This is a genomic window from Pseudomonas sp. MWU16-30322 (assembly GCF_020515535.1).
Lineage (GTDB): Bacteria > Pseudomonadota > Gammaproteobacteria > Pseudomonadales > Pseudomonadaceae > Aquipseudomonas > Aquipseudomonas fluorescens_H.
On sequence record NZ_JAIWYL010000009.1, the window covers coordinates 261,594 to 288,536 of the forward strand.

Annotated in this window: 28 protein-coding genes; 19 read left to right on the forward strand and 9 right to left on the reverse strand. The window is 59.9% G+C overall.

What is annotated here, in order from left to right; genetic code table 11:
* Window positions 1–55 precede the first annotated feature (55 nt).
* From LCH64_RS20290 to LCH64_RS20300, 3 genes are all read right to left on the reverse strand, one after another.
* Entirely contained in the window at window positions 56–412 is a 357-nt protein-coding gene (locus LCH64_RS20290; RefSeq protein WP_007963787.1) for a hypothetical protein, read from the reverse strand.
* A gap of 218 nt (window positions 413–630) precedes the next feature.
* Entirely contained in the window at window positions 631–2,484 is a 1,854-nt protein-coding gene (locus LCH64_RS20295; protein ID WP_226501098.1) for a DUF4105 domain-containing protein, read from the reverse strand.
* A 269-nt stretch (window positions 2,485–2,753) separates the two neighbouring features.
* A complete protein-coding gene (locus LCH64_RS20300; RefSeq protein WP_003228382.1) occupies window positions 2,754–3,242 on the reverse strand; it encodes a DUF3015 domain-containing protein in 489 nt (162 codons plus the stop codon).
* Window positions 3,243–3,542: 300 nt separating this feature from the next.
* Here LCH64_RS20300 and LCH64_RS20305 point away from each other — a divergent pair, with 300 nt between their 5' ends.
* Complete coding sequence (locus LCH64_RS20305; protein WP_003228380.1) at window positions 3,543–5,981, forward strand: ATP-binding protein; 2,439 nt, start codon at window positions 3,543–3,545, stop codon at window positions 5,979–5,981.
* Between the two features lie 324 nt (window positions 5,982–6,305).
* Window positions 6,306–6,635 carry a hypothetical protein gene (locus tag LCH64_RS20310; RefSeq protein ID WP_003228378.1) on the forward strand — a complete coding sequence of 110 codons (330 nt, stop codon included), beginning with the start codon at window positions 6,306–6,308 and terminating at the stop codon, window positions 6,633–6,635.
* A 6-nt stretch (window positions 6,636–6,641) separates the two neighbouring features.
* On the opposite strand, the gene LCH64_RS20315 is transcribed toward LCH64_RS20310, so the two are convergent.
* Window positions 6,642–8,474, reverse strand: coding sequence for a hypothetical protein (locus LCH64_RS20315; protein ID WP_226501099.1), 1,833 nt, complete (start codon window positions 8,472–8,474; stop codon window positions 6,642–6,644).
* Window positions 8,475–8,651: 177 nt separating this feature from the next.
* On the opposite strand from LCH64_RS20315, the gene LCH64_RS20320 reads away from it, so the two are divergent.
* From LCH64_RS20320 to LCH64_RS20330, 3 genes are all read left to right on the forward strand, one after another.
* Window positions 8,652–9,140, forward strand: coding sequence for a TIGR00645 family protein (locus LCH64_RS20320; RefSeq protein ID WP_003228371.1), 489 nt, complete (start codon window positions 8,652–8,654; stop codon window positions 9,138–9,140).
* A 135-nt stretch (window positions 9,141–9,275) separates the two neighbouring features.
* Window positions 9,276–9,581, forward strand: coding sequence for a DUF6482 family protein (locus tag LCH64_RS20325; RefSeq protein ID WP_201136552.1), 306 nt, complete (start codon window positions 9,276–9,278; stop codon window positions 9,579–9,581).
* A 121-nt stretch (window positions 9,582–9,702) separates the two neighbouring features.
* Window positions 9,703–10,320, forward strand: coding sequence for an FKBP-type peptidyl-prolyl cis-trans isomerase (locus LCH64_RS20330; RefSeq protein WP_003228367.1), 618 nt, complete (start codon window positions 9,703–9,705; stop codon window positions 10,318–10,320).
* 131 nt (window positions 10,321–10,451) lie between these two features.
* On the opposite strand, the gene LCH64_RS20335 is transcribed toward LCH64_RS20330, so the two are convergent.
* The 3 genes from LCH64_RS20335 to LCH64_RS20345 form a co-directional block, all read right to left on the reverse strand.
* The gene (locus tag LCH64_RS20335; protein WP_003228365.1) at window positions 10,452–10,709 is read right to left on the reverse strand and encodes a hypothetical protein; all 258 of its coding nucleotides are present in this window, start codon (window positions 10,707–10,709) and stop codon (window positions 10,452–10,454) included.
* A gap of 207 nt (window positions 10,710–10,916) precedes the next feature.
* Complete coding sequence (locus LCH64_RS20340) at window positions 10,917–11,258, reverse strand: zinc ribbon domain-containing protein YjdM (protein WP_003228364.1); 342 nt, start codon at window positions 11,256–11,258, stop codon at window positions 10,917–10,919.
* Window positions 11,259–11,438: 180 nt separating this feature from the next.
* A complete protein-coding gene (locus tag LCH64_RS20345; RefSeq protein ID WP_150367945.1) occupies window positions 11,439–12,407 on the reverse strand; it encodes a polyprenyl synthetase family protein in 969 nt (322 codons plus the stop codon).
* Between the two features lie 241 nt (window positions 12,408–12,648).
* On the opposite strand from LCH64_RS20345, the gene rplU reads away from it, so the two are divergent.
* The 5 genes from rplU to LCH64_RS20370 all read left to right on the forward strand — a co-directional run bounded on the left by rplU (window position 12,649) and on the right by LCH64_RS20370 (window position 16,406).
* Window positions 12,649–12,960: a 50S ribosomal protein L21 gene (gene rplU / locus LCH64_RS20350; protein WP_003228361.1), complete on the forward strand. Its 312-nt coding sequence runs from the start codon at window positions 12,649–12,651 to the stop codon at window positions 12,958–12,960.
* Window positions 12,961–12,995: 35 nt separating this feature from the next.
* Window positions 12,996–13,253, forward strand: coding sequence for a 50S ribosomal protein L27 (gene rpmA, locus LCH64_RS20355; RefSeq protein ID WP_003228360.1), 258 nt, complete (start codon window positions 12,996–12,998; stop codon window positions 13,251–13,253).
* Window positions 13,254–13,447: 194 nt separating this feature from the next.
* A complete protein-coding gene (gene cgtA / locus LCH64_RS20360; RefSeq protein WP_226501100.1) occupies window positions 13,448–14,671 on the forward strand; it encodes an Obg family GTPase CgtA in 1,224 nt (407 codons plus the stop codon).
* Window positions 14,672–14,808: 137 nt separating this feature from the next.
* Window positions 14,809–15,927 carry a glutamate 5-kinase gene (gene proB / locus LCH64_RS20365; RefSeq protein WP_103521657.1) on the forward strand — a complete coding sequence of 373 codons (1,119 nt, stop codon included), beginning with the start codon at window positions 14,809–14,811 and terminating at the stop codon, window positions 15,925–15,927.
* 11 nt (window positions 15,928–15,938) lie between these two features.
* Window positions 15,939–16,406 (forward strand): CreA family protein, encoded by a 468-nt coding sequence (locus LCH64_RS20370; RefSeq protein WP_003228353.1) that lies wholly within the window; start codon window positions 15,939–15,941, stop codon window positions 16,404–16,406.
* 183 nt (window positions 16,407–16,589) lie between these two features.
* On the opposite strand, the gene rpsT is transcribed toward LCH64_RS20370, so the two are convergent.
* Window positions 16,590–16,862 (reverse strand): 30S ribosomal protein S20, encoded by a 273-nt coding sequence (rpsT, locus tag LCH64_RS20375; protein WP_003228351.1) that lies wholly within the window; start codon window positions 16,860–16,862, stop codon window positions 16,590–16,592.
* Window positions 16,863–17,114: 252 nt separating this feature from the next.
* On the opposite strand from rpsT, the gene murJ reads away from it, so the two are divergent.
* From murJ to ispH, 6 genes are all read left to right on the forward strand, one after another.
* Entirely contained in the window at window positions 17,115–18,653 is a 1,539-nt protein-coding gene (murJ, locus tag LCH64_RS20380; RefSeq protein ID WP_003228348.1) for a murein biosynthesis integral membrane protein MurJ, read from the forward strand.
* Between the two features lie 129 nt (window positions 18,654–18,782).
* Window positions 18,783–19,721, forward strand: coding sequence for a bifunctional riboflavin kinase/FAD synthetase (ribF, locus tag LCH64_RS20385; RefSeq protein ID WP_003228347.1), 939 nt, complete (start codon window positions 18,783–18,785; stop codon window positions 19,719–19,721).
* A 13-nt stretch (window positions 19,722–19,734) separates the two neighbouring features.
* Window positions 19,735–22,566, forward strand: coding sequence for an isoleucine--tRNA ligase (gene ileS / locus LCH64_RS20390; RefSeq protein ID WP_226501101.1), 2,832 nt, complete (start codon window positions 19,735–19,737; stop codon window positions 22,564–22,566).
* Window positions 22,559–23,071 (forward strand): signal peptidase II, encoded by a 513-nt coding sequence (gene lspA, locus LCH64_RS20395; protein WP_003228341.1) that lies wholly within the window; start codon window positions 22,559–22,561, stop codon window positions 23,069–23,071. Before ileS ends, lspA begins: the two co-directional genes overlap by 8 nt.
* Window positions 23,072–23,078: 7 nt before the next feature.
* Entirely contained in the window at window positions 23,079–23,516 is a 438-nt protein-coding gene (gene fkpB / locus LCH64_RS20400; protein ID WP_198286829.1) for an FKBP-type peptidyl-prolyl cis-trans isomerase, read from the forward strand.
* 188 nt (window positions 23,517–23,704) lie between these two features.
* Complete coding sequence (gene ispH, locus LCH64_RS20405; protein WP_003228337.1) at window positions 23,705–24,649, forward strand: 4-hydroxy-3-methylbut-2-enyl diphosphate reductase; 945 nt, start codon at window positions 23,705–23,707, stop codon at window positions 24,647–24,649.
* On the opposite strand, the gene LCH64_RS20410 is transcribed toward ispH, so the two are convergent.
* A complete protein-coding gene (locus LCH64_RS20410; RefSeq protein ID WP_226501102.1) occupies window positions 24,606–25,175 on the reverse strand; it encodes a GspH/FimT family protein in 570 nt (189 codons plus the stop codon). The genes ispH and LCH64_RS20410 overlap by 44 nt on opposite strands.
* Window positions 25,176–25,306: 131 nt before the next feature.
* On the opposite strand from LCH64_RS20410, the gene LCH64_RS20415 reads away from it, so the two are divergent.
* Genes LCH64_RS20415 through LCH64_RS20425 form a run of 3 tightly spaced genes read left to right on the forward strand, consistent with a single transcriptional unit; the run spans window position 25,307 to window position 26,936 of the window.
* Entirely contained in the window at window positions 25,307–25,780 is a 474-nt protein-coding gene (locus tag LCH64_RS20415; RefSeq protein WP_103485409.1) for a GspH/FimT family pseudopilin, read from the forward strand.
* Window positions 25,777–26,226 carry a type IV pilus modification protein PilV gene (pilV, locus tag LCH64_RS20420; protein ID WP_003228332.1) on the forward strand — a complete coding sequence of 150 codons (450 nt, stop codon included), beginning with the start codon at window positions 25,777–25,779 and terminating at the stop codon, window positions 26,224–26,226. The genes LCH64_RS20415 and pilV overlap by 4 nt, the downstream gene beginning before the upstream one ends.
* Entirely contained in the window at window positions 26,223–26,936 is a 714-nt protein-coding gene (locus LCH64_RS20425; RefSeq protein WP_226501103.1) for a prepilin-type N-terminal cleavage/methylation domain-containing protein, read from the forward strand. Before pilV ends, LCH64_RS20425 begins: the two co-directional genes overlap by 4 nt.
* Window positions 26,937–26,943 lie beyond the last annotated feature (7 nt).

Consider the following 26,943-nt stretch of genomic DNA (forward strand, 5'->3'; position numbering starts at 1 on the left):
TAGGAATTGGGCCATGGTCGCCGGCATTTGGTTTCACTGGATGTCTGGAAACGACCTATTGCGAGCGATAAGCCCGCCCGGCGTCCTGATCTTTCTGCTGCTGCCAGGCGCGCTCACGTTCGTCCCAGTGCTCGTTGCGATACTCTTCGCGATCCTTGTTTTCCAGCATCGCCTGACATTGGCGAAAGCCGTCGGTCCAGCCTTCGGCGTATTGCTTGTCCTTGAGATAGCGCGGCACGTTCTTGCGAAACTCGCCACTGATCGAACCGGCGGCTTGCCGGCCACTGACGCAGCCATCATCGAATCCGTCGGCGAAGGCCGGTGGATAACCTTTGGCGATCAAATCTTCGTGGGTGGTCTGGCAACCCCCGAGCAACAGCAAAACCCCCAACAGCCCCGCACACCGCCACATCGCACTCTCCCGCGCCGATTTTCGGCTTATGGGGAAAGTCTAGAAGCGGATTCGTCGGACGTAGGTGAAAGGCATGTGAGTAATTCGTTAAACACCGGAGGGCCCTGTGGGAGCGGGCTTGCTCGCGAAAGCGCTGGGTCAGTCGAGATTTGAATCGCCTGACACGACGCCTTCGCGAGCAAGCCCGCTCCCACAGGGGTTATGGATTAGGCTTTAGATCAGTAGTGATACCACTTCACCTCAAGCATGACTTCGGTCTCCGGTGTGGCAACGTGGCTGAACTCACGCTGTGCCGTCAGGCGCAAACCGAGGTTGCGCGACAGTTCCCACTGCTGGTTCAGGCTCAGGCTGCGGCGTACCTCGCCGTTGGTGAAGTAATCGCCCTTGGCCTCGACGCTCAGATTGCCCAACGGGTTTTTCCACAGCACGCCGCTGTTGAAGCCAGCGGCCGGCGTGACGAACCCGGCGAAGTCATTGTTGTGTTCGATCCGCACCGTACCGAGGGCAAAGCCGAGCGTGTCTTCGCCCAGTTGCCAGGTGCCGCCACCCCCGCCGTTGACGTGGCTGACCAGGTTTTCGTCATCATGCTTGCCGGGTACGCGCTCGAGGCCGCCGGTCACCTGCCACGACAATGGTTGCAGCAACTCATTGCGCGGGGTCAGCGAGCGGATGGTTGCGAGATCCAGTTGCTGGAACTGCCACTGATTACCTTCGTACTGGCGTAATTTCATCTGCAGGATTTCGATCTGCGCGCCGAGGGGGAAGCTTTCGGCGTTGTCGTTGAGATCGTGATAGGCCATGCGCAAGCCGTACTCGCCGAAGGCACGATCGCCCCGGGTGCCGATGCCGGCCTGCCAGGTGCGCGATTCATGGCCGTCTTCGGGCAGGCCCGGTTGTGGAATCTGCAAGTCCGGCGCCGGGTTCTTGTTGATCGCCCGCAGCAGTTCGAAGCTGCGCTGCGCCCGTTGCGGATCACGTTCCTGACCGTTGGCGCGGTAGCGTTCCAGACGATACGCGGCGTCGATGATCAGCGCCTGGCGATCCCGAGGCAGGGCCTTGAAGGTCGGCTCCTGCAACACCTGTTGATCGGCGCTGACCTTCAGCACCCATTGCTGTTCTTCCTTGTTCAACGGTTCAGCACGGCTGAGCAGTTCACGCTCGCGTGACGGGCGATATTCGATACTTTCCACCAGCCCGGCCTCCTTCACCGCTTTGACCGTGTCGGTAGGGATGGCGGTCAGCGGGAATTGCTCGGTCAGGCGCAGGCTTGGGCGCGCCACCTGCAGCAGTTCGAGCAGGCGATAGGAGCAGTTTTCGTCGAAGAAGAAATAGTCGAACTGGATCTGCTTCAGCTCCCACACGTGCTCGACCATGCGTGCGGTTTCTTCTTGTGTCAGGTTCAGCCGGTATTCCCACAGGTCGCGGTTTTCCAGGCTGCGGTACTCGGAGAGTTTTTCCTGATACGGCACCAGCGCGAACAGCCCCGGGTAGCCACCCATCAAGCCTTTCCAGGCGTAGAGGATGCTGTTGTCCGAGCCTTCGATGTAGGCGCCGAAGTTGATCGCGTAACTCAGCAGTGAAGTCTTGTCAGCCTGCACGTCGGCCTGGTCGATGCGCAACAGGGTATGGCCGAACATCGACGACGGGCTGTTGAGGTAGGCCGCTGGAAAAATCATCACCGCGCTGTGCGGCGAGACGTCCTTGAACCACTTCTTGAATTCGGCGCAATCGGGGGCGGGCAGGTCGGTCAGATTGAGTTGTGCTTTCAGCCAGCGCGTACGCGCCGGGTAGACGCATTGGGCATGTTGCTCGCCGAGACTGGCCGGGGCGTATAGCGCTTGCACGGTAGCGGCCAGTTCATGGTCGGGGTGTTCGTTGCCATCGGGCGCGAGAAAGAACTTCTTGTCGCTGACATAGCTGCGCCAGCCGCCGAGCTTGGCGGTTTCGTAGTGACCGAGGGAAATCCAGAAGCGGTCGTTGGCCAGTTGCTGCAAACGTTGAGGGTCGACGTGAGGCGCGGCGGACAGCGGGGCGCAGACACAGAGCGCCAGCCAGGCAAGGCGTTTGAGCATAGGTGGCAACTTAAGTCGAAAGAAAAACAAAGACCCCGGGCGTTAATACAGACAGTTGAAACTGCACCAAACCTGTGGCGAGGGAGCTTGCTCCCGCTGGAGTGCGCAGCGCTCCCTCTTCTTGAAGATTGGGGCCGCTTCGCGCCCCAGCGGGAGCAAGCTCCCTCGCCACAGGGTTCAGCGCATGTCACAACTGACCCGCATCGCTCAAAAAGGGCGGGCCATAAAAAACAAAACCCGCTTCCCGAAAGAAGCGGGTGGGGTCGAGCTTAAGCTTGAGTCGCGTACTTGGCCAGACGAGGGTCGTTTTTCAGTACGGCCAGAGTGTTGGTATGCACGTCTTCTGCGGTCACGTCAGCTTTGCTGAAGATCTGCTGGAAGTGCTCGTGAGTGACAGCCGCGAAGTGCGCACGGTCTTCCGGCGCCACGCCCAGTACCACGGCGTAGGTCGTCAGCGCTTCGCCGTTGCCCTTGGCCATGTCTTCGGACAGCTCGTTCATCATGCCATTCATGGCGAACCAGGATTTACCGCCGTAGGTCAGCGACGCGTTGGTCGAGCAACCGTTGGTGCCGGACGTCATACCGAACGTAGCGTTACCGGAGGTGCCGTTGGTGGTGGATGCCAGGAAGTGTGCCGGGGTGCCACGCTGACCTTCGAACAGCATGTTGCCCCAACCGCAATCCGGACCGCCTGGCGCCTGAGCCATGGCGTTGAGGGAAACAACGGTGAAGAGAGTACCGAGAAGAATCCGTTTCATAGCTTTGTTCTCTTTGTGTGCATACCAATGGACAGGGTTCTGGCCCCCCAAGCGCTGTCTAGACAGACTCTTTTGAAGCCAGTGGGCCGGTTATTGTTCCAGCCGCGCAGTTTGGAGTTTAGGCACGTTCCTGTGGTTCCGTGATTTTTTGCTGATTATTCGTTGATGTCCCCGGTTTCACGGGGCCGCCTGCGGAGCAGGGCGCTTGTCTATGCTTTGTCGTGTGGCGCGCCTTGCCAGTGGGGTACGGGCAGCGCCAGAATGCCGCTATCTGCCCCGCCTGATTGTTAAGGAAGCCCGATGCCTGATCCTGTTGCTGCCAGCTTGCGTCTAGCGCCCGAAGCGCTGACCCGTCCGTTTTCCGCTGAACAGTTCAGCTTCACTACCACCAATGATCTGGAGCCCTTTCGCGGTGTGCTTGGCCAGGAACGTGCGGTCGAAGCCTTGCAGTTCGGTGTGGCCATGCCACGCCCCGGTTACAACGTCTTTGTCATGGGCGAACCCGGCACCGGCCGTTTCTCGTTCGTCAAACGCTACCTGAAGGCCGAAGGCAAACGCCTGCAGACCCCGGCGGACTGGGTCTACGTCAACAATTTCGATGAACCGCGTGAACCTCGCGCACTGGAATTGCCTTCGGGCACCGCCAGCGCATTCATCGGCGACATCAACGGTCTGATCGACAACCTGCTGGCGACTTTCCCGGCGGTGTTCGAACACCCGTCCTACCAGCAAAAGAAAAGCGCCATCGACCGCGCCTTCAACCAGCGCTATGACAAGGCATTGGACGTCATCGAGCGTCTGGCCCTGGAAAAAGACGTCGCCCTGTATCGCGACAGCAGCAACATCGCATTCACCCCGATGCTTGAAGGCAAGGCGCTGGACGAGGCCGAGTTTTCGCAACTGCCGGAAGCCGAGCGCGAGCGCTTTCACGAGGACATTTCCGGTCTCGAAGAACGCCTGAACGAAGAACTCGCGAGCCTGCCGCAATGGAAGCGCGAGTCGAACAATCAGCTGCGTCAGCTCAATGAAGAAACCATCACCCTGGCCTTGCAGCCGTTGCTCTCGCCGTTGTCCGAGAAGTACGCGGAGAACGCCGCGGTCTGCGGTTACCTGCAAGCGATGCAGGTGTATCTGTTGAAAACCGTGGTCGAGCAACTGGTCGACGACAGCAAGACCGACGCGGTGGCGCGCAAGCTGCTGGAGGAGCAGTACGCGCCGAGCCTGGTGGTGGGCCATCCGCACAGTGGCGGTGCGCCGGTGGTGTTCGAGCCGCACCCGACCTACGAAAACCTGTTCGGCCGTATCGAATACACCACCGATCAGGGCGCGCTTTACACCACTTATCGTCAGTTACGCCCGGGTGCGCTGCATCGCGCCAACGGCGGCTTCCTGATCCTGGAAGCGGAAAAAATGCTCAGCGAGCCGTTCGTGTGGGATGCGCTGAAACGCGCCCTGCAATCGCGCAAGTTGAAAATGGAATCGCCGCTGGGCGAGATGGGCCGTTTCGCCACTGTGACCCTCAATCCGCAGCACATTCCGTTGCAGGTCAAAGTGGTGATCATCGGTGCGCGCCAGTTGTATTACACGCTGCAGGATCTGGATCCGGACTTCCAGGAGATGTTCCGCGTGCTGGTCGACTTCGACGAAGACATCCCGATGGTCGACGAAAGCCTGGAGCAATTCGCCCAGTTGCTGAAAACCCGTACTTCGGAAGAAGGCATGGCGCCGCTGACTGCCGATGCGGTCGCGCGTCTGGCGACCTATAGCGCACGGCTGGCCGAGCATCAGGGGCGGTTGTCGGCACGGATCGGCGACCTGTTCCAGTTGGTCAGCGAAGCGGACTTCATCCGCCATCTGGCGGGCGATGAAATGACCGACGCCGGGCACATCGAGCGTGCGCTGAAAGCCAAGGCAACCCGCACCGGTCGGGTCTCGGCGCGGATTCTCGACGACATGCTCGCCGGAATCATCCTGATTGACACCGATGGTGCGGCGGTCGGCAAGTGCAACGGGCTGACCGTGCTGGAAGTCGGTGATTCGGCGTTCGGTGTGCCAGCGCGGATTTCCGCCACGGTGTATCCGGGCGGCAGCGGCATCGTCGACATCGAGCGTGAGGTCAATCTCGGCCAGCCGATTCACTCCAAGGGCGTGATGATCCTCACCGGGTATCTGGGCAGTCGTTACGCCCAGGAATTCCCGTTGGCGATTTCCGCAAGCATCGCGCTGGAACAATCCTACGGTTACGTCGACGGCGACAGCGCGTCGCTGGGCGAGGCTTGCACGCTGATTTCAGCGTTGTCGAAAACTCCGCTCAAGCAGTGTTTTGCGATCACCGGTTCGATCAACCAGTTCGGCGAAGTGCAGGCGGTCGGCGGGGTCAACGAGAAGATCGAAGGCTTCTTCCGTCTCTGCGAAGCACGCGGGCTGACCGGCGAGCAGGGCGCGATCATTCCGCAGGCCAACGTCGCCACCCTGATGCTCGACGAGAAGGTGCTGGCGGCGGTGCGCGCCGGGCAGTTCCACGTGTACGCGGTGCGTCAGGCCGACGAGGCGTTGAGCCTGTTGGTCGGCGAGCCGGCCGGTGAGCCGGATGCCGAAGGCCAGTTCCCGGAGGGCAGCGTCAACGCCCGCGTGGTCGAGCGTCTGCGGGTGATTGCCGAGATGATCAGCGAAGATGACCTGAAAGAGGCCGAGAAGGAACTGGCGCAGGAGGCGTTGGCAGAGGCCAAACCAGCCTGAACGCTGACCTGGTAAACATTGTGGGAGGGGGCTTGCTCCCGAAGGCGGTGTATCAATCAACTAATGTGTCGATTGATACACCGCCTTCGGGAGCAAGCCCCCTCCCACAGTTGTTTTCAAATTGGATTTTGCGGTGATCATCGGGAAAAGTGCCACTACTCTGACGTCAGAATTCACACAATGACCATTCGGCGCCTTCTGGTTCTATCCGGCTTGCTGGGCGGACTTTTCTTCTATTCTCAGCTCAAGGACATCGACAGTATCACTGGATCGAAACAGCCTTCGCGTGAAGGCTGAATACAGGCTTTACCGAGGGTCGCCGCCATGTCGCGCAACCTCTGCCTCACCCGTCAATGCCTGGGTCTTGTGACCCGCATCGAATGCGTCATCAAGCCGTTGGCCGGCGATACCGGCATGTGGACGCTGCTCTTCGCTGCCGGCATGGCCGGCGAACAACCTTCCGCCATCAAGGCCCAAGGTCCGTTTCACGGGCCGGTCGCCGCCGAGTCGATTCTCGACACCATTGTTGAAAGCCTGACTATGCACGGCTACGAACTGGCCGACGATCCGCAGATCTGGAGCCTGCACCTGCAAGCACAGCTGCGCCAGATCAACGGTGGGCGTGGGCGTACGGTCGGGGTGTTCGACCATTAGGCGCCATCATGGCGCAGTGTCGGGCAACTGCGCCTTGTCGAGCTTGACCTCAAAGCCGTATTGCACGGTATTGAGTTCGGTTCGCTGGTAGGTCTCCACGTGCGTTGGACGGCCATAGAAGTAATGCACGCCGAACAGCGCCGGACCTTGTGCGCTCGCGTCGTGACTGACCGACAGAATCTGTTTCAGGTAGTTGCCACTGTCATCTTTGACGAAGAATCGCCAGGCGTTGGCCGGGAACAGTTTCAGGTCTACCACCAGCATGTTGTTCTTGATCTCCAGGCCTTTGGGCAAGGACTTGGCGTCGTAGGTTTTTTTGTCCACGCTGGCGAGAAACAATGGCATCGAGCCCACGGCAATCGCCGGGGTTTCCGGAAACAGATTCAAATCGTAAGTGATGGTCGCTTGCAGCGGATCGACCTGGTACGCCTCGGGCGGCAGTTCGATCGGTTCATCGAGTTTGCCGCTGCGTTTCTCGGTGAAGAACGTCACGGGGCTGTCGCCCGGGCTGAAGTCATCGCCGAGCAATTCATCGTTGAAGGTGCGTCGGTGGGAGAACTCGATGCGTGCAGCGCTCGGGTCTTCCGTGGACTGATGGATGCGGATGCCGGCCTTCAGCGCTTCCTCGGTGAGGCTCGCGCCCTTGAGCCAGTTCGGCGCCAGATCGTCATACACCACCACCCCTGGGTCCAGCGGCTGGATGGCCTTTTCCGTGGTGTGCTGACTGAAGGTGCGCACCGGTAGATCCAGGGCTTTGCGAGTCACGGTCGCCGATGAGAAATCGAGCACGCTGATTTCCAGAGTGTCGATAGGGCCGTTGAAGTAGATCTTGTTGTAACGCCGTGGGTGTTGCTGCTCGAAGGCATGCTGTTCGTTCTCGAGCTGTTTTTCCAGACCTTCGCTCCAGGTTTTCTGTTGTTGCAGGTACGCCAGTTGTTTTTCGTAGAAGGCTACCTGTGCCGGACTTTCATTGATTGAGCCGGCGCGCTCCAGGTATTGCCCGCTGGTGTCGCGAGCCTGAACGATCACTGGATTGAGCTGTGCCCCCTCAACCTCGGGAGCCAGTGGCAGGCTGTTGCTGACTTCGATTTCGGCGTAGTTCTTTTCCAGCTTCAGCAGGGTGACGCTGAGGTTGTCGTCGGTGCGGGTCTGGCCGACATCCTTCTGGTTCAGGTTGAAGCTGAACAAGCGTCGCGGCGCAATCACTTCCACTTTGCCTTGCAGGCTCACCGGCTGCGGCTGGCTCTTCCTGTCCACGTCCAGACCCTCGATGAACGGGTAGGTCACGGTCAGGTCTTCGGGGTTGGTGACGTTGGAGCTGGACGGGCTCAGCTGAATGCCGGGATCGGTTTCCGACCACTCCTGCTGATAGGCAATCACGCGTTTGTTGCTCAGCGTGACTGACTGCCATTCCACACCATGCGGGAACAGGAAGCCGCCGGGAATGTTCAGGTTGAAGGGGAACACCGGTTGCAGGTCGGTGAGGTAGTCGGAGCTGGCATCCTTGTGCAGCACGAACAGGCCATTGATGAAGGTATCGACCAGCGCCTGCGGTGAAGGGTAATGCTTGAGGACGCCGAGAATGTCTTCGCCGTAGACGGTTTTCAGCGGTGCGCCGTCAAGTTTGAGCTGCGCGCGTTCGAGCAACAGCAACGATCCGCCGAGCTCGGTCACGGCCTCCTTGAGCTTCGGGTCGGCGATGGCGTCCAGTGAATGTTCGAACGTTGCCGTCTTTGCTTCGAGGCTGACCGATGGTTTTTTCTCATCACCCGGAGAGCAGCCTCCCAGCAGCAGAGCGAGGCAAATCCCGGCAGTCTTAAACGGCAATCGCACATCCATTTCCAGTCGTCCTGTCCACTTTTGCTAGGTGTTCAATGGTTTGGACAGTAGCAGAAAAAAAATCACATACACACGCAGGTGGCGGTGATTGGAGGTGCGAGCCGGGCGGTTTCTGGCTGTCACAGGGGGCTGGTATACTCGCCTCCGATTACAACCCCCCCCCTTGTGTGAGATTCAATGGAACGCTTTTTCGAAAACGCAATGTACGCCTCGCGCTGGCTGCTGGCGCCGATCTATTTCGGCCTGTCCCTCGGGCTGCTGGCGCTGGCACTGAAATTTTTCCAGGAAGTCTTCCACGTCATCCCCAACGTGTTCTCGATGGCCGAATCGGATCTGATCCTGGTGCTGCTGTCGCTGATCGACATGGCGCTGGTTGGCGGCCTGCTGGTGATGGTGATGATTTCCGGCTATGAAAACTTCGTCTCGCAGCTGGACATCGACGACAACAAGGAAAAGCTCAACTGGCTGGGCACCATGGACTCTTCGTCGCTGAAGATGAAAGTGGCGGCATCGATCGTGGCGATTTCTTCGATCCATCTGCTGCGCATCTTCATGGACGCCAAGAACGTCGATCCCGAGCATCTGATGTGGTACGTGATCATCCACATGACCTTCGTGATCTCGGCGTTCGCCATGGGTTACCTGGACAAGGTCACCAAGCACTGATCATTGGTTGATCGCTGCAAAAACACCGCCCGTCTGTTGCGAAACAGACGGGCGGTGTCGTTTGTGGCTTGTGCTTTGGTGCGTCCGGGCATATCCCTGTAGAGGTCTTGGCTCGCCACCGTGTGAGGTGCGTTCATGAACCTGCAAGAGTTGAATGCGTTTGCCATCGCCAGGAAGGTCGATGAGCTGAACCTGATCTCCATGGAGGGCGGGCTTTATCTGCTCGAGGCGCGGATGCATGGGGCGGCGTATCCGCTGAGTGATCCCAAGGGCAACATGCTGATGCTGCGTTCGGTGGAGCATGCGCGGGATGTGTTGCATAACTTTCCGGTGCTGCCGTTCAACCTCGTACACACCTCGGTGCACGATGAAATGTGCGGACTGGTCGCCAGTGCCGATGAAAGCCTGAAAGTACCGCTGGCCTGGCGCTCGGCCCTGTAGGCCTTGCGCGCCATCGCTGGGCATCTGTGCTAGTCTGCTCGCCCTTTTGGTTCCGGGCGCGCCGGGACGCGCTGTGCACGCACGGCAAGTCTGATGGCCGTCCGCACAGCGGAGCAGTGTCATGTCCGAAGTAAATCTGTCCACCGACGAAACTCGCGTCAGCTACGGCATCGGCCGTCAACTGGGTGACCAGCTGCGCGACAACCCGCCACCGGGTGTCAGCCTGGACGCCATCCTGGCCGGTCTGACCGACGCATTCGCCGGCAAGCCAAGCCGTGTCGATCAGGAAGCCATGTCCGCCAGCTTCAAGGTGATCCGCGAGATCATGCAAGCCGAAGCCGCCGCCAAAGCTGAAGCCGCTGCCGGCGAAGGGCGTGCTTTCCTGGCTGAAAACGCCAAGAAAGAAGGCATCACCACGCTGGCTTCCGGTCTGCAATTCGAAGTGCTGACCCAAGGTGAAGGCGCCAAGCCATCCCGTGAAGACACCGTGCGTACTCACTACCACGGCATGCTGATCGACGGCACCGTGTTCGACAGCTCCTACGATCGTGGTCAGCCAGCAGAATTCCCGGTTGGCGGCGTGATCGCTGGCTGGACCGAAGCTCTGCAACTGATGAATGCCGGCAGCAAATGGCGCCTGTACGTGCCGAGCGAACTGGCTTACGGCGCTCAAGGCGTTGGCAGCATCCCGCCGCACAGCGTTCTGGTATTCGACGTCGAGCTGCTGGACGTTCTGTAAGACCTGGCCTGCCTACAAGGCGGGCTAATGTAGGAGTGAGCCTGCTCGCGATGGCGTCTGTTCAGTCGACTACTCAGTTGCCTGATATCCCGCTATCGCGAGCAGGCTCACTCCTACAGTTTTTTGGGGCTTCATATTTCGATCTTGTGATGCAGCTCATTGGTCGGGCGCAACGCCCGGGCATAGCAGAACAGGAACAGATTGCGCACCAGCTCCTTGAGCACCAACGGTTCGCTGGAATTCAGGCTGCTGACGTCCAGATCACCCTGATCCTGCAGCTCATGCAGGGCTTCTTCTTCCAGTACCGCACAGACTTCTCCGGTTTCCCGATGCAGGATCCTGAGGTATGGGTGTGGGCGATCCAGCCAGGCGTCGATCAAATAAGTCATGGGTCTCATCTCCTTGAAAGGCTTCAATGAGAATAATTCTTATTCGTCAAATAGCAAGTGCCTATTGGCGGAATGCGATTTTTTCCGGGTAAAGATTGCGTAAGGTCAAAACGGCTGGCGTCTGGCTATCACGCGAGAATGCATGAGGGGAAAGCGGGGAGGGCGATTCACCATCCCGCGGCGGGCGCGGGATGGCTGACAGAAGGATCAGACCTTTCTGACGAACTCGGACTTGAGCTTCATCGGGCCGATGCCGTCGATCTTGCAGTCGATGTCATGGTCGCCATCGCACAGGCGGATGTTCTTGACCTTGGTGCCGACCTTGACCACCAGCGAAGTGCCCTTGACCTTGAGGTCCTTGATCACGGTGATGGTGTCGCCGTCCTGCAGCACGTTGCCCACCGAATCTTTCTTCACGGCATCATCGGACGCCACTTCGGCTTCGCCATTGGCCGACCACTCGTGGGCGCACTCGGGGCAGATCAGTTGGGCACCGTCTTCGTAGGTGTATTCGGAATTGCATTTCGGGCAGGGTGGCAACGTGCTCACTAAGGCTCCTTGATAGGGGATCGCTAAAAGTCGCACATTGTATAGGGTTTTACGCGCAGGAGGGCATAGCGCAGAAACAACTGTGGGAGCGGGCTTGCTCGCGAATGCGGTGTGTCATTAAACATGAATGTTGAATGACAGGTTGCTTTCGCGAGCGAGCCCGCTCCCACAGAAGGCAGATCAGTGCGTGCGGGCGACCGCAAACTCGCTCAGCTCTACCAGTGCATCGCGGTATTCGCTGGCTGGCAGCGCGTCGAGGCATTTGATCGCACGGGCCACGTAGTCGCGGGCCAGTTGCGCGGTGTATTCCAGCGAACCCGAGGCTTCCACGGCGATGCGGATGCTTTCGAGGTCTTCGATCCCGCCTTTCTGGATTGCCTGGCGGACCAGTGCAGCCTGCTCAGGTGTGCCTTCACGCATGGTGTAGATCAGCGGCAGGGTCGGCTTGCCTTCGGCCAGATCGTCACCGACGTTCTTGCCCAGGGTCTCGGCGTCGCCCTTGTAGTCCAGCAGGTCGTCGACCAGTTGGAACGCCACGCCCAGGTGATCACCGAAGGTGCGCAGGGCTTCGCTCTGCTCGGTGGTGGCACCGGCCAGTGCGGCAGCGCTGTGGGTCGAGGCTTCGAAGAGCATCGCGGTCTTGCCGCGGATGACTTCCATGTAGGTTTCTTCGGTGGTGCTGGCGTCGCGTACCTTGGACAGCTGCAACACTTCGCCTTCGGCGATGATGCGCGTGGCCTGGGACAGGATCTTCATCACCGGCATCGAACCCAGCTCGACCATCATTTCGAACGAGCGCGAGTACAGGAAGTCGCCGACCAGCACGCTCGGGGCGTTGCCCCACATGGCGTTGGCGGTGGAGCGGCCACGGCGCATGCCGGACATGTCGACCACGTCGTCATGCAGCAGGGTCGCGGTGTGCAGAAATTCGATGGTGGCGGCCAGCAGACGCATGTCGTCGCCTTCGCGACCCAGGGCCTTGCCACACAGCAGCACCAATAAAGGACGCAGGCGTTTGCCGCCGGCCGAGGTGATGTAATCGCCGATTTTCGATACCAGCGGCACTCGGGAAGTCAGCTGCTTCTTGATGATGCCGTCGACGGCGTTAAAATCGTCCGCCACCGCGCGGTAGAAAGCTTGGGGTTGCATCAGCGACAGTTGCTCCAGAAGGGTTGCGCGGCATGCTAGGACCCACACCGGGGCCTGTCAAGGCGCGATGGACGGCCACTTGCGTGACTCTCGCGGCTTGCGTACAATCGCGCACCCTGAACTTCCTGGGCAGCACCTGCCTTACGCAATTGCACTTGGGCCGTTCCAGCCCCATGCAGCCATGCCAGCCAATACCTCTTCTTATAAAGAGCTGGGTGAGCAGGATTATCGGAGAAATACCATGTACGCAGTAATCGTTACCGGCGGTAAGCAATACAAGGTCGCTGAAGGTGAATACCTGAAGATCGAAAAACTGGAAGTCGCTACTGGCGAATCCGTGACTTTTGACCGCGTTCTGCTGGTCGCCAATGGCGACGACGTGAACATCGGCGCACCTGTTGTTGCTGGCGCAACCGTCAAGGCTGAAGTGATCTCCCAAGGTCGTCACGATAAAGTCCGTATCATCAAGTTCCGTCGCCGTAAGCACCACATGAAGCGTATGGGCCACCGCCAGTGGTTCACCGAGATCAAAATCACCGGTATTCAGGCTTAATTACAGCCTAATTCCTCACTAGGAGAATTGAACTCATGGCACACAAAAAAGCTGGTGGTAGTACCCGTAACGGTCGCGACTCAGAAGCCAAACGCCTTGGCGTGAAGATGTATGGCGGCCAGGTCATCAAGGCCGGCAACATCATCGTGCGTCAGCGCGGCACCCAATTCCACGCTGGCTACGGCGTTGGCATGGGTAAAGATCACACTCTCTTCGCGAAAATCGAAGGCGTGATCAAGTTTGAAGTAAAAGGCGCCTTCGGTCGTCGTTACGTGAGCGTTGTCGCGGCTTAATCGCGAGATCGCTGGAAGAGCCCTGTCTTGCGACGGGGCTTTTTCGTTTGTGGGGTGAGTCTCTTGCAAAACTGTTTGTATGGGCTGTCGGCGTGCGATGCAGGTCGTGGTTTGGGGTCGCTGCGCTCATTTTTGCAAGAGTCTTATGTCTTGATTGTTTTTCGGCTCGTCCGTATGGCGAGAGGCGTTGAGTTATGAAGTTTGTAGACGAAGTATCGATCCGCGTAAAAGCTGGTGACGGCGGCAATGGCTGCATGAGTTTCCGTCGGGAAAAATTCATTGAAAACGGCGGCCCGAACGGCGGTGATGGCGGTGACGGCGGTTCCATCTACATGATGGCCGACGAAAACCTCAACACCCTGGTCGACTACCGTTACACCCGGCACTTCGATGCCGAGCGTGGCTCCAACGGCGGCAGTACCGATTGCACTGGCAAGAAAGGTGAAGACCTGATCCTGCGCGTGCCGGTCGGTACTACCGTGATCGACTCGGCCACCCAGGAAGTGATTGGCGACCTGACCAAGGCCGGCCAGAAACTGATGGTGGTGCAGGGTGGTTGGCACGGTCTGGGCAACACCCGTTTCAAATCCAGTACCAACCGTGCGCCGCGCCAGACCACTCCGGGTAAGCCGGGTGAGCAGCGCGACCTGAAACTGGAAATGAAAGTGCTGGCTGACGTCGGTCTGCTGGGCTTGCCGAACGCCGGTAAAAGTACCTTTATCCGTTCGGTGTCGGCGGCCAAGCCGAAAGTCGCCGACTACCCGTTCACCACGCTGGTGCCGAACCTGGGTGTGGTCAGCGTTGATCGCTGGAAAAGCTTCGTCATCGCCGACATTCCGGGGCTGATCGAAGGTGCTTCCGACGGTGCCGGTCTGGGCATTCGCTTCCTCAAGCACTTGGCGCGTACGCGTCTGTTGCTGCACCTCGTCGACATGGCGCCGCTGGATGACACCAGTGCACCGGATGCGGCTGAAGTGATCGTCAACGAGCTGGTCAAATTCAGTCCGTCGCTGGCCGAGCGTGATCGCTGGCTGGTGCTGAACAAGTGTGACCAGATCCTCGAGGAAGAGCACGAAGAGCGCGTCAAGGAAATCGTTGATCGCCTGCAGTGGGAAGGTCCGGTCTACGTGATCTCGGCCATCGCCAAAGAAGGCACCGAGCGCCTGACGCGCGACATCATGCGTTATCTGGAAGATCGTGCCGATCGTTTGGCCAGCGACCCGGCGTACAAGGAAGAGCTGGCTGATCTCGATCAGCGCATCGAAGACGAAGCCCGTGCGCAGTTGCAGGCGCTGGATGACAAGCGTGCCCTGCGTCGCAGCGGCGTGAAGTCGGTCCATGACATCGGTGACGATGACTGGGACGAAGAAGATGTGGATGATGAAGACGGTCCGGAAATCATTTACGTGCGCGACTGATTCGTTGCAGTAAACTTAAGCGCCGCTCAATCGAGCGGCGTTTTAGTATCCGGAAATCGATCGTTGGTCACCAATAGCCACGATTAACGTCACGGGCAGCGCTGGGTCGCGCGGCCCTCAAGCTAAGGTTGAAGATGATGCGGAGCAAAGTGACAGGTGCGCAGCGTTGGGTCGTGAAGATCGGCAGCGCTTTGCTGACGGCGGACGGCAAGGGGCTGGATCGCAAGGCAATGGGTGTCTGGGTCGAGCAGATGGTCGCCCTGCATGAGGCGGGTGTCGAGCTGGTGCTGGTGTCCTCCGGCGCAGTGGCTGCCGGCATGAGCCGCCTGGGCTGGACCTCGCGACCCAGTGCGATGCACGAGCTCCAGGCCGCTGCTGCAATCGGCCAGATGGGCTTGGTGCAGGCCTGGGAGTCGAGCTTTGCCGAGCATGGCCGGCACACCGCGCAGATTCTCCTGACTCACGACGACCTGTCCGACCGCAAGCGCTACCTGAACGCCCGCAGCACCTTGCGCGCACTGGTCGAGCTGAAAGTCATCCCGGTGATCAACGAAAACGACACGGTGGTCACCGACGAAATCCGCTTCGGCGACAACGATACGCTGGCGGCGCTGGTGGCCAATCTGGTCGAGGCCGATCTGCTGGTGATCCTCACCGATCGCGATGGCATGTTCGACGCCGATCCGCGCAACAACCCCGATGCGCAACTGATTTACGAAGCGCGCGCCGATGATCCGACGCTTGATGCGGTGGCGGGCGGTACCGGCGGCGCGCTGGGGCGTGGCGGCATGCAGACCAAGCTGCGTGCGGCACGGCTGGCGGCGCGCTCCGGAGCGCATACGATCATCGTCGGTGGGCGTCTGGAGCGAGTGCTCGATCGCCTGAAGGCTGGCGAGCGCATCGGTACGCTGCTGTCGCCTGAGCGTGGCATGCTGGCGGCGCGCAAGCAGTGGCTGGCCGGGCATTTGCAGACTCGCGGCACGCTGGTGCTCGACGAAGGTGCGGTGTCGGCCTTGTCGCAGGGCAACAAGAGTCTGCTGCCGGTCGGCGTGAAACTGGTTCAGGGCAGTTTCCGTCGCGGCGAGATGGTGGTTTGCGTGGCGCCGGACGGTCGTGAAATTGCCCGTGGTTTGGCCAACTATAGTGCTCTAGAGGCGCAAAAAATCATTGGTCAGTCGTCGGACGCGATTGTCGGCGTGCTGGGCTACATGGCTGAGCCGGAACTGGTTCACCGTGACAACCTGATTCTGGTCTGAGGAAAAGCGCGATGCGTATGGCAAAAGGATTGTTGGGTCTGCTGATGGCGTTGCCGCTGCTGGCCTCGGCCGAGGAAATCGGTCAGGTGTCGACGGTATTCAAGTTTGTCGGTCCGAATGACCGGATTGTGGTCGAGGCTTTCGATGATCCGAAAGTCGATGGCGTGACCTGCTACCTGTCCCGCGCCAAGACGGGTGGGGTAAAGGGTGGTTTGGGCCTGGCCGAGGATCGTGCCGAGGCGTCGATTGCCTGTCGTCAGGTTGGCCCGATCAAGTTCAAGGGTGAGTTGAAGGATGGCGACGAGGTGTTCAAGGAGCGCACGTCGCTGGTATTCAAAACCATGCAGGTGGTGCGTTTCCTCGACAAGAAGCGCAATACGCTGGTGTACCTGGTCTACAGCGATCGCGTGATCGAAGGTAGTCCGCAAAATGCGGTGACGGCGATTCCGATCGTGCCGTGGGTTCCTGTTCAGCAATAACACCGCAAATCCACAATGTGGGAGCGGGCTTGCTCGCGAAGAGGTCGTGTCAGTCGCTAGAGAGGTCGGCTGACAGATTGCATTCGTGAGCAAGCCCGCTCCCACTTTTTTATGTGCGGGATTCACCAAATCGCAGGCAATAAAAAACCGACCCTAAGGTCGGTTTTTTAATGACTACGTCGATTAAGCAGCTTCTTTCAGTGCCTTGACGTGGCCATTCAGACGGCTCTTATGACGAGCAGCCTTGTTCTTGTGGATGATGCCTTTATCGGCCATACGGTCGATAACTGGCACAGCCAGAACGTATGCAGCTTGAGCTTTTTCAGCGTCTTTTGCGTCGATGGCTTTAACTACATTCTTGATGTAGGTACGAACCATGGAACGCAGGCTGGCGTTGTGGCTGCGACGCTTCTCAGCCTGTTTTGCACGTTTTTTGGCGGAAGGTGAGTTGGCCACCGTCGAGCTCCTCGAAAGACTTTTTAGGAAATAGCAAACAAAATAGGCCGCGAATCATGCCGATGAGTTGAAGTCTTGTCAAGGGCGCTTGAAACGTTCCGCTAAGTGGTAGGTGTAAAGAGGCGGGATATTTATTTCCGGCGCTTGACCTGTAAACTCGCGAGCTTTGGCTCTGTGCTGTTGCGGCGCGGAGTATCGCACAAGTGGGCGCATTGTTCGCCTGCTGTTTATCGACAGGCACTAATTCCCTCAATGAATCTGCTCAAATCGTTGGCCGCTGTCAGCTCTATCACGATGCTTTCCCGGATTCTGGGGTTCGTCCGTGACACGCTCATCGCTCGCACATTCGGCGCCGGAATGGCGACGGACGCCTTCTTCATCGCCTTCAAATTGCCCAACCTGCTGCGGCGAATCTTCGCCGAGGGGGCGTTCTCGCAGGCTTTCGTGCCGATTCTGGCGGAATACAAGAGTCAGAAAGGCGAAGAGGCGACCCGCACCTTCATTGCTTATGTCTCGGGCCTGCTGACCCTGGTGCTGGCGCTGGTCACAGCGCTGGGCATGATTGCCGCGCCGTGGGTGATCTGGGCCACCGCGCCAGGGTTTGCCGATACGCCAGAAAAATTCCAGCTCACCTCCGATCTGCTGCGGGTGACGTTCCCTTATATATTGCTGATCTCCCTGTCCTCGCTGGCCGGGGCAATCCTCAATACCTGGAACCGCTTTTCGGTGCCGGCCTTCGTGCCGACCCTGCTCAACGTCAGCATGATCGTGTTTTCGCTGTTCCTGACGCCGTATTTCGATCCGCCGGTCATGGCTCTGGGCTGGGCGGTGCTGGTCGGTGGTCTCGCGCAGTTGCTCTATCAACTGCCGCACCTGAAGAAGATCGGCATGCTGGTGCTGCCGCGCCTGAATCTGCGTGATACCGGCGTCTGGCGGGTGATGAAGCAGATGCTGCCGGCGATCATCGGTGTCTCGGTCAGCCAGATTTCGCTGATCATCAACACCATTTTCGCCTCGTTCCTGGTGGCCGGTTCGGTGTCGTGGATGTACTACGCCGACCGTTTGATGGAATTGCCGTCCGGCGTGCTCGGCGTGGCATTGGGCACCATTCTGTTGCCGACGCTGGCCAAGACCTATGCGAGTAAGGATCGCCACGAGTACTCGCGGATCCTCGATTGGGGCCTGCGCCTGTGCTTTGTGCTGGTGCTGCCGTGTGCGCTGGCGCTGGGGATTCTTGCCGAGCCACTGACCGTGTCGCTGTTCCAGTACGGCCAGTTCAGTGCGTTTGATGCGTCCATGACCCAGCGTGCGCTGATTGCCTATTCTGTCGGCCTGCTCGGGATTATCGTGATCAAAGTGCTGGCGCCGGGCTTTTACGCGCAACAGAACATCCGCACGCCGGTAAAAATCGCAATCTTCACCCTGATCGTCACTCAACTGTTCAACCTGGTGTTGATCGGCCCGCTGGCTCACGCCGGTCTGGCGCTGGCGATCAGTGCCGGTGCCTGCCTCAATGCCGGGCTGCTGTTCTATCAACTGCGCAAGCAAAAGATGTATCAACCGCAACCGGGCTGGTACCTGTTCGGCTTCAAACTGGTGGTGGCGGTGGCGGTGATGTCGGCGGTGCTGCTACTGGGCATGCATTTCATGCCGGCCTGGGATCAGGGGCACATGCTGGAGCGCTTCCTGCGACTGGGTGCGCTGGTGATTGCCGGTGTGGTGGCGTATTTCGGTATGTTGCTGCTGCTCGGTTTCCGCCTGCGTGACTTCAATCGCAAGGCTTTGAGCTGAGGTTTTAGCCTTTATAAACGGGCGCGGGCCGGCAGTTTTGTCGGCTCGATCACTTTGCGTTACGGTGTTGCCTGTCGTCGACCGTCGGGTGTGGTTATAATCGACCACTTTATGAGCAAGAAGCGCGTTATGCAGCTGGTTCGAGGCCTCCACAACTTGCGCCCCCAGCATCGGGGCTGCGTCGCCACTATTGGCAACTTTGACGGTGTTCACCGTGGTCACCAGGCTATCCTGGCCCGTCTGCGTGAGCGTGCGCTGGAGTTGGGCGTACCCAGCTGCGTGGTGATTTTCGAGCCGCAGCCACGGGAATTCTTTGCCCCGGAGACCGCGCCGGCCCGTCTGGCCCGCTTGCGTGACAAGCTGCAACTGCTGGCCGCCGAAGGCGTCGACCGGGTGCTGTGTCTGGCGTTCAACCAGCGCCTGAGCAAGCTCAGCGCCAGTGAATTCGTCGATACCATCCTGGTGGACGGTCTCGGCGTGCAGCATCTGGAGGTCGGTGACGATTTCCGCTTCGGCTGCGACCGCCTCGGCGATTTTGATTTCCTGCTGCAGGCCGGGCAGGTTCACGGTTTTACCGTGGAAGCCGCGCAGACCGTCGAGCTGGACGGCATTCGCGTCAGCAGCACCCAGGTGCGCAACGCGTTGGCCGCCGCCGATTTTGCCTTGGCCGAACGCCTGCTTGGCCGCCCGTACCGGATCGCCGGTCGCGTGCTGCACGGTCAGAAACTGGCCCGGCAACTGGGTACGCCCACTGCCAATATTCAACTCAAGCGTCGTCGCGTGCCATTCACCGGGGTTTATCTGGTGGATGTGGATATCGACGGCAAGACCTGGCCCGGCGTCGCCAATATCGGCGTGCGGCCTACGGTCCAAGGTGATGGCAAAGCCCACCTTGAAGTTCATCTACTGGATTTTGCCGGCGATCTGTATGACCGGCGTCTGACGGTGGTTTTCCACCAAAAGCTGCGTGAAGAGCAGCGTTTTGCCTCTCTGGAGGCACTGAAAACGGCGATCAACGCGGATGTCGCCGCCGCCCGTGCACTAGCCGCACCTAGCGCCCATCGCTAATGAAGAGCCTTAAATGACCGACTATAAAGCCACGCTAAACCTTCCGGACACCGCCTTCCCAATGAAGGCCGGCCTGCCACAGCGCGAACCGCAGATCCTGCAGCGCTGGGACAGTATTGGCCTGTACGGAAAGTTGCGCGAGATTGGCAAGGATCGTCCGAAGTTCGTCCTGCACGACGGCCCTCCGTACGCCAACGGCACGATCCACATCGGTCATGCGCTGAACAAGATTCTCAAGGACATGATCATCCGCTCGAAAACCCTGTCGGGCTTCGACGCGCCGTATGTTCCGGGTTGGGACTGCCACGGCCTGCCGATCGAGCACAAGGTTGAAGTGACCCACGGCAAGAACCTGGGCGCGGACAAGACCCGCGAGCTGTGCCGTGCCTACGCCACCGAGCAGATCGAAGGGCAGAAGACCGAGTTCATCCGCCTCGGCGTGCTGGGCGACTTCGCCAACCCGTACAAGACCATGGACTTCAAGAACGAGGCCGGTGAAATCCGCGCCCTCGCCGAAATCGTCAAGGGCGGTTTCGTGTTCAAGGGCCTCAAGCCGGTGAACTGGTGCTTCGATTGCGGTTCGGCGCTGGCCGAAGCGGAAGTCGAGTACGAGAACAAGAAGTCCTCGACCATCGACGTGGCCTTCCCGATCGCCGACGAAGCCAAACTGGCTGCCGCGTTCGGTCTGCCGTCGCTGAGCAAGCCTGCCTCGATCGTGATCTGGACCACCACCCCGTGGACCATCCCGGCCAACCAGGCACTGAACGTGCACCCGGAATTCAACTACGCCCTGGTCGATATCGGCGACAAGCTGCTGGTCCTGGCTGAAGAGCTGGTTGAATCCTGCCTGTCGCGTTACGGCGTTGAAGGCACCGTACTGGCCACCGCGCCGGGTTCGGCGCTGGAACTGATCAACTTCCGTCACCCGTTTTACGACCGTCTGTCGCCGGTGTACCTGGCCGACTACGTTGAACTGGGCGCCGGCACCGGTGTGGTTCACTCCGCCCCGGCCTACGGCGTGGACGACTTCGTGACCTGCAAGAAATACGGCATGGTCAACGACGAGATCCTCAACCCGGTGCAAAGCAACGGCGTGTACGTGCCGTCGCTGGAGTTCTTTGGCGGCCAGTTCATCTGGAAGGCCAACCCGGCCATCGTCGAAAAACTGACCGAAGTCGGTGCGCTGATGCACACCACCGTCATCGAACACAGCTACATGCACTGCTGGCGCCACAAGACCCCGCTGATCTACCGCGCCACCGCGCAGTGGTTCATCGGCATGGACAAAGAGCCGGTCAGCGGCGACACCCTGCGCGTGCGCTCGCTCAAAGCCATTGAAGAGACCAAGTTCGTTCCTGCCTGGGGCCAGGCGCGCCTGCACTCGATGATCGCCAACCGTCCGGACTGGTGCATCTCCCGTCAGCGTAACTGGGGCGTGCCGATCCCGTTCTTCCTCAACAAGGAAAGCGGCGAGCTGCACCCACGCACCGTCGAACTGATGGAAGAAGTCGCCAAGCGCGTTGAAGTCGAAGGCATCGAAGCCTGGTTCAAACTCGACGCCGCCGAACTGCTGGGCGATGAAGCGCCGCTGTACGACAAGATCAGCGACACCCTCGACGTCTGGTTCGACTCGGGCACCACCCACTGGCACGTATTGCGTGGTTCGCACCCGATGGGCCACGAGACCGGTCCACGCGCCGACCTGTACCTGGAAGGTTCCGACCAGCACCGCGGCTGGTTCCATTCGTCGCTGTTGACCGGTTGCGCCATCGACAACCACGCGCCGTACCGCGAACTGCTGACCCACGGCTTCACCGTCGACGAGTCCGGCCGCAAGATGTCCAAGTCGCTGGGCAACGTGATCGCGCCGCAGAAAGTCAACGACACCCTGGGCGCCGACATCATGCGTCTGTGGGTCGCGTCGACCGACTACTCCGGCGAAATGGCCGTGTCCGAGCAGATCCTGCAACGCAGCGCGGACGCCTATCGTCGCATCCGTAACACCGCGCGTTTCCTGCTTTCCAACCTGACCGGTTTCAACCCGGCCACCGACCTGCTACCGGCTGAAGACATGCTCGCACTGGATCGCTGGGCGGTGGACCGTACTTTGCTGCTGCAACGCGAACTGCAAGAGCACTACGGCGAATACCGTTTCTGGAACGTTTACTCGAAGATCCACAACTTCTGCGTGCAGGAGCTGGGTGGTTTCTACCTCGACATCATCAAGGACCGCCAGTACACCACCGGCGCCGACAGCAAGGCACGTCGCTCGTGCCAGACCGCGCTGTTCCACATCTCCGAAGCGCTGGTGCGCTGGATCGCACCGATCCTCGCGTTCACCGCCGACGAGCTGTGGCAGTACCTGCCGGGCGAGCGCAACGAATCGGTGATGCTCAACACCTGGTACGAAGGTCTGACCGAGCTGCCGGAAGGCTTCGAGCTGGGTCGCGCCTACTGGGATCGCATCATGGAAGTGAAGGTGGCGGTCAACAAAGAGATGGAAATCCAGCGCGCGGCCAAAGCCGTCGGTGGCAACCTGCAAGCCGAAGTGACGCTGTTCGCCGAAGACGCGCTGAGCGCCGACCTGGCCAAGCTGAGCAACGAGCTGCGCTTTGTCCTGATCACCTCGACTGCCAGCGTGGCGCCTTTCGTTCAGGCACCTGCGGACGCGGTAGCCACCGAAGTCAGCGGCCTGAAACTGAAGATCGTCAAATCGGCCTTCCCGAAGTGCGCCCGTTGCTGGCACTGCCGTGAAGACGTCGGCGTGAACCCGGAGCATCCGGAAATCTGCGGTCGTTGCGTCGACAACATCAGCGGCGCCGGCGAGGTTCGTCACTATGCCTAATGCCGTTGGCCGTTTCGGACGGTTGAGCTGGCTCTGGTTGAGTTTGCTGGTTCTGGTCATCGACCAGGCCAGCAAGTTCTACTTCGAAAACAAGCTCGAAATGTTCCAGCAGATCGTGATCATTCCCGATTACTTCAGCTGGACGCTGGCCTACAACACCGGCGCTGCCTTCAGCTTCCTGGCTGACAGCTCCGGCTGGCAGCGCTGGCTGTTCGCCCTGATCGCGATTGTGGTCAGTGCGGTGCTGGTGGTCTGGCTCAAACGCCTGGGCCGCAACGAAACCTGGCTGGCCGTCGCTTTGGCGCTGGTGCTGGGCGGCGCGCTGGGCAATCTGTATGACCGCATCGCCCTGGGCCATGTGATCGACTTCATTCTGGTGCACTGGCAGAACCGCTGGTACTTCCCGGCGTTCAACTTCGCCGACAGCGCCATCACCGTCGGTGCGGTGATGCTGGCACTGGACATGTTCAAAAGTAAGAAAACCGGAGAAGCCGTTCATGACTGAACAGGTATTGGCTGAGCAACGCATCGGCCAGAACACGGAAGTCACTTTGCACTTTGCATTGCGCCTGGAGAACGGCGATACGGTCGACAGCACGTTCGACAAGGCCCCGGCGACCTTCAAGGTCGGCGACGGCAACCTGCTGCCGGGTTTCGAAGCGGCATTGTTCGGCTTCAAGGCCGGCGACAAGCGTACGCTGACCGTCGAGCCGGAAAACGCTTTCGGCCAGCCGAACCCGCAAAACGTACAGATCATCCCGCGCTCGCAGTTTGCCGACATGGAACTGTCACCGGGTCTGCTGGTGATCTTCAACGATGCGGCCAATACTGAGCTGCCGGGTGTGGTGAAAGAATTCGACGACGCGCAAGTGACCGTCGACTTCAACCACCCGCTGGCGGGCAAAACGCTGACCTTTGACGTAGAGATCATCTCCGTCAAAGCGATCTGAGTTACACCTCAGAACATTGTGGGAGCGGGCTTGCTCGCGAATGCTGACTGACATTCAACATAGAAGTTGTCTGACACACTGCTTTCGCGAGCAAGCCCGCTCCCACATTGGATTTTTGCTGGATTTGAGCAATTGTGCTCGATCAGCAGGACGTAAATTTATTTCGCGCGCAAGACACGAGGCACAGCATGCAAATCAAACTCGCCAACCCCCGTGGCTTCTGCGCCGGCGTGGACCGGGCGATCGAAATCGTCAACCGCGCCCTGGAAGTCTTCGGGCCGCCGATCTACGTGCGTCATGAAGTGGTGCACAACAAGTTCGTGGTCGAAGACCTGCGCAGTCGTGGCGCGATCTTCGTCGAGGAGCTGGATCAGGTGCCGGACGACGTCATCGTGATCTTCAGTGCTCACGGGGTTTCTCAAGCCGTACGCAGCGAAGCCGCCGGTCGTGGCCTGAAAGTATTCGACGCCACCTGTCCGCTGGTTACCAAGGTACACATCGAAGTCGCCAAATACAGCCGCGACGGCCGTGAGTGCATCCTGATCGGCCACGCCGGTCACCCTGAAGTCGAAGGCACCATGGGCCAGTACGACGGCAGCAATGGCGGCGCGATCTACCTCGTCGAAGACGAAAAAGACGTGGCCGAGCTGCAGGTGCGTAATCCGGAAAAACTGGCGTTCGTGACCCAGACCACCCTGTCGATGGACGATACCAGCCGCGTGATCGATGCCCTGCGCACACGTTTCCCGGCCATCGGTGGCCCGCGCAAGGACGACATCTGCTACGCCACGCAAAACCGTCAGGATGCGGTCAAGCAACTGGCCGACGAGTGCGACGTAGTGTTGGTGGTGGGCAGCCCGAACAGCTCCAACTCCAACCGCCTGCGTGAACTGGCCGAACGCATGGCCACGCCGGCCTACCTGATCGACGGCGCCGAAGACCTGCAGAAGAGCTGGTTCGAGGGTGTCGAGCGCATCGGCATCACCGCTGGTGCCTCCGCACCGGAAGTGCTGGTTCGCGGCGTCATCCAGCAGTTGCAAGCCTGGGGCGCGACCGGTGCCGATGAACTGGCCGGTCGCGAAGAGAACATCACCTTCTCGATGCCGAAAGAGCTGCGCGTCCGTTCGATCTGACGCTCTTCGCCTTCAGGCACAGCGCCTGCTCAGCCTTTGCGCTGGTCAGGCGCACCCGACCGGTTGCCGCCAGCACCACCTGGAGCTGGCTGACCGGCTCCTGTGCCGAGCAGAGATGTAACGTCCCTGCCTGAAATGCCCGCGCGGGCATCAGCGGTTGTCCCAGACTGCTGAAGCGCACATAACGACTGACCAGCCAATTGCCGACGATCGGTATTCGCCCGTCACTCGCGTGCTCCAGCAGCAGTGGATTGCTGCTGTCCAGCGGCCCCTTGCCGCTGATATCCAGAATGATCCGCCAGCCCTGACTCCAGTCGCCATTGATGCCATGGATCACTACGCTCTGATTGCGGGTGATGGCCTGTGTGCGTGCGTTGCGAATGCCCTCGAGCAGCGACCGGGCCGCCAGGTCGCGATGAGTCGATTCAGTGAAGGCCGCGAAAGCCGGACTGACCAGCGACAGAACAATTGCGCCAATCGCCAGTCCCATAAGCAATTCAATCAGACTGAAACCCTGTTGCGGCATGACGACTCCCTCCGTGGAGCATGAAGCCCGACGTGATCCATTTCGCCGGGCAGGGCAAATCAACCGACGCGGGCCGGTTGAATGTTCTAGCTTGTAGAAGCAGGTATAGCCGACGGCAACGGAGGGCATCGATGGATCATCGTACAAAAGGTTTCACGCTGCCCGAACTGTTGGCCGCGGTCGCCGTGCTGGTGATCCTCATCACCCTGGCGGTGCCAGGCTTCACTCGCTCGATCCAGAGCAGCAAGGCCGACACCGAAATGGGTGACCTGCAGCGCGCCATCAACTACGCGCGGCTGGAGGCGATTGATCGCGGCGTGACCACACGCTTGCGCCCGAGCGCCGGCGGCAGCGTGTGGACCGGCGAATTGTCGGTCTACGACAGTACTGGCACTCCGGCCAATGTATTACGGGTTGTTCCAGCGATGAGCAGCGGCGCGACTCTGACGCTACCCTCAGGAGTGACCGCACTGGATTTCAATAATCTGGGCGGCCTGGCGGCGCCGTCGACGGCGGTGGCCATCAGTTATGTGCTGGGAACACAAAGCAGGACGCTGAACGTGTGTCTGAACGGACGAATTCAACTGGGTGGAAGTTGCGGATGAGGGCAGGGAGCACACAGGCACAGGAGGGCATGTCGCTGATCGAGGTACTGGTCGCGTTGCTGATTCTGACCGTCGGCATATTGGGCGCGGCCGCCGTTCAAGTGAATGCGCTGAAGTACACCGACAGTTCCCGGATGACCAGTCAGGCGAGCTTCATCGCCTACGACATGATGGACCGCATCCGCGCCAATTCCGCTGCCGATTACACGGTCACGCCGCCGACCGCAGGCAACCTCAGTGTCGCCCGCGATCAGGATCTCTACGATTTCACCACCAACATCGTCAATTTCGGCGGGCCGACCGCCACCGGTACGATCACCCTCAATCAGCGGGTGTACACCATCACCATCAACTGGAATGACTCACGGGCGGCGAATGCCACCGGTACCACCCGCAGCTTCGTCCTGACCAGCCGTGCCACCGTCGATCCGGTGGCCGGCCCATGAAGCACGCCAACCGGGGGTTCGGCCTGATCGAAATGCTCATCGCCCTGGCGCTCGGGCTGATCATCGTGCTGGGCGTGGTGCAGACGTTTCTCGCGGCCAAGAACACTTACGTCAGCCAGAACACCGCTGCCGCCATGCAGGAAGACGCACGTTTTGTATTGAGCAAGATGATTCAGGAACTGCGCATGGTCGGCATGTTCGGCTGCCTGGGCACGATTACTGACGCGAGCTCGGCGGGGGACTTCAACGCGGCGCAGATCACCCCGATCAGTTGGGACAACAGCAACCTCAAGCTGACCCTGGTCACTGCCGATGTCGGTGGCAATGGTGGTACGCCAACCTGGACGGTGGTCTCCGATTGCCGCAACAGCGCCACGGCCTATACCGGGTTGCGGGCGGCAGCGAGCGGGCAGATCGCCTTTCCGATCCGCCGCTTGATCTACAGCTTCAGCAACAACCAGATTCTCATGGGCACCGGCAGCGGCACTCCGACCCAGCAGGTGCTGGTGAACAATGTCAGTGCGTTCAGCGTCATGTTCGGTCTGGCGACGTCCGCCACCGATGTCGCGGCGTCCTCCTACAGCGCCAACCCCAGTGACCCGGCGCGCATCCGCAGTGTGCGCCTGAGCCTGACCCTCACCGACCCGAACAACCGGGTGGCCAATCAAACCTTCAATGTGGTTGCCGCTTTGCGCAACCGCTTGCAGTGAGGCCGGA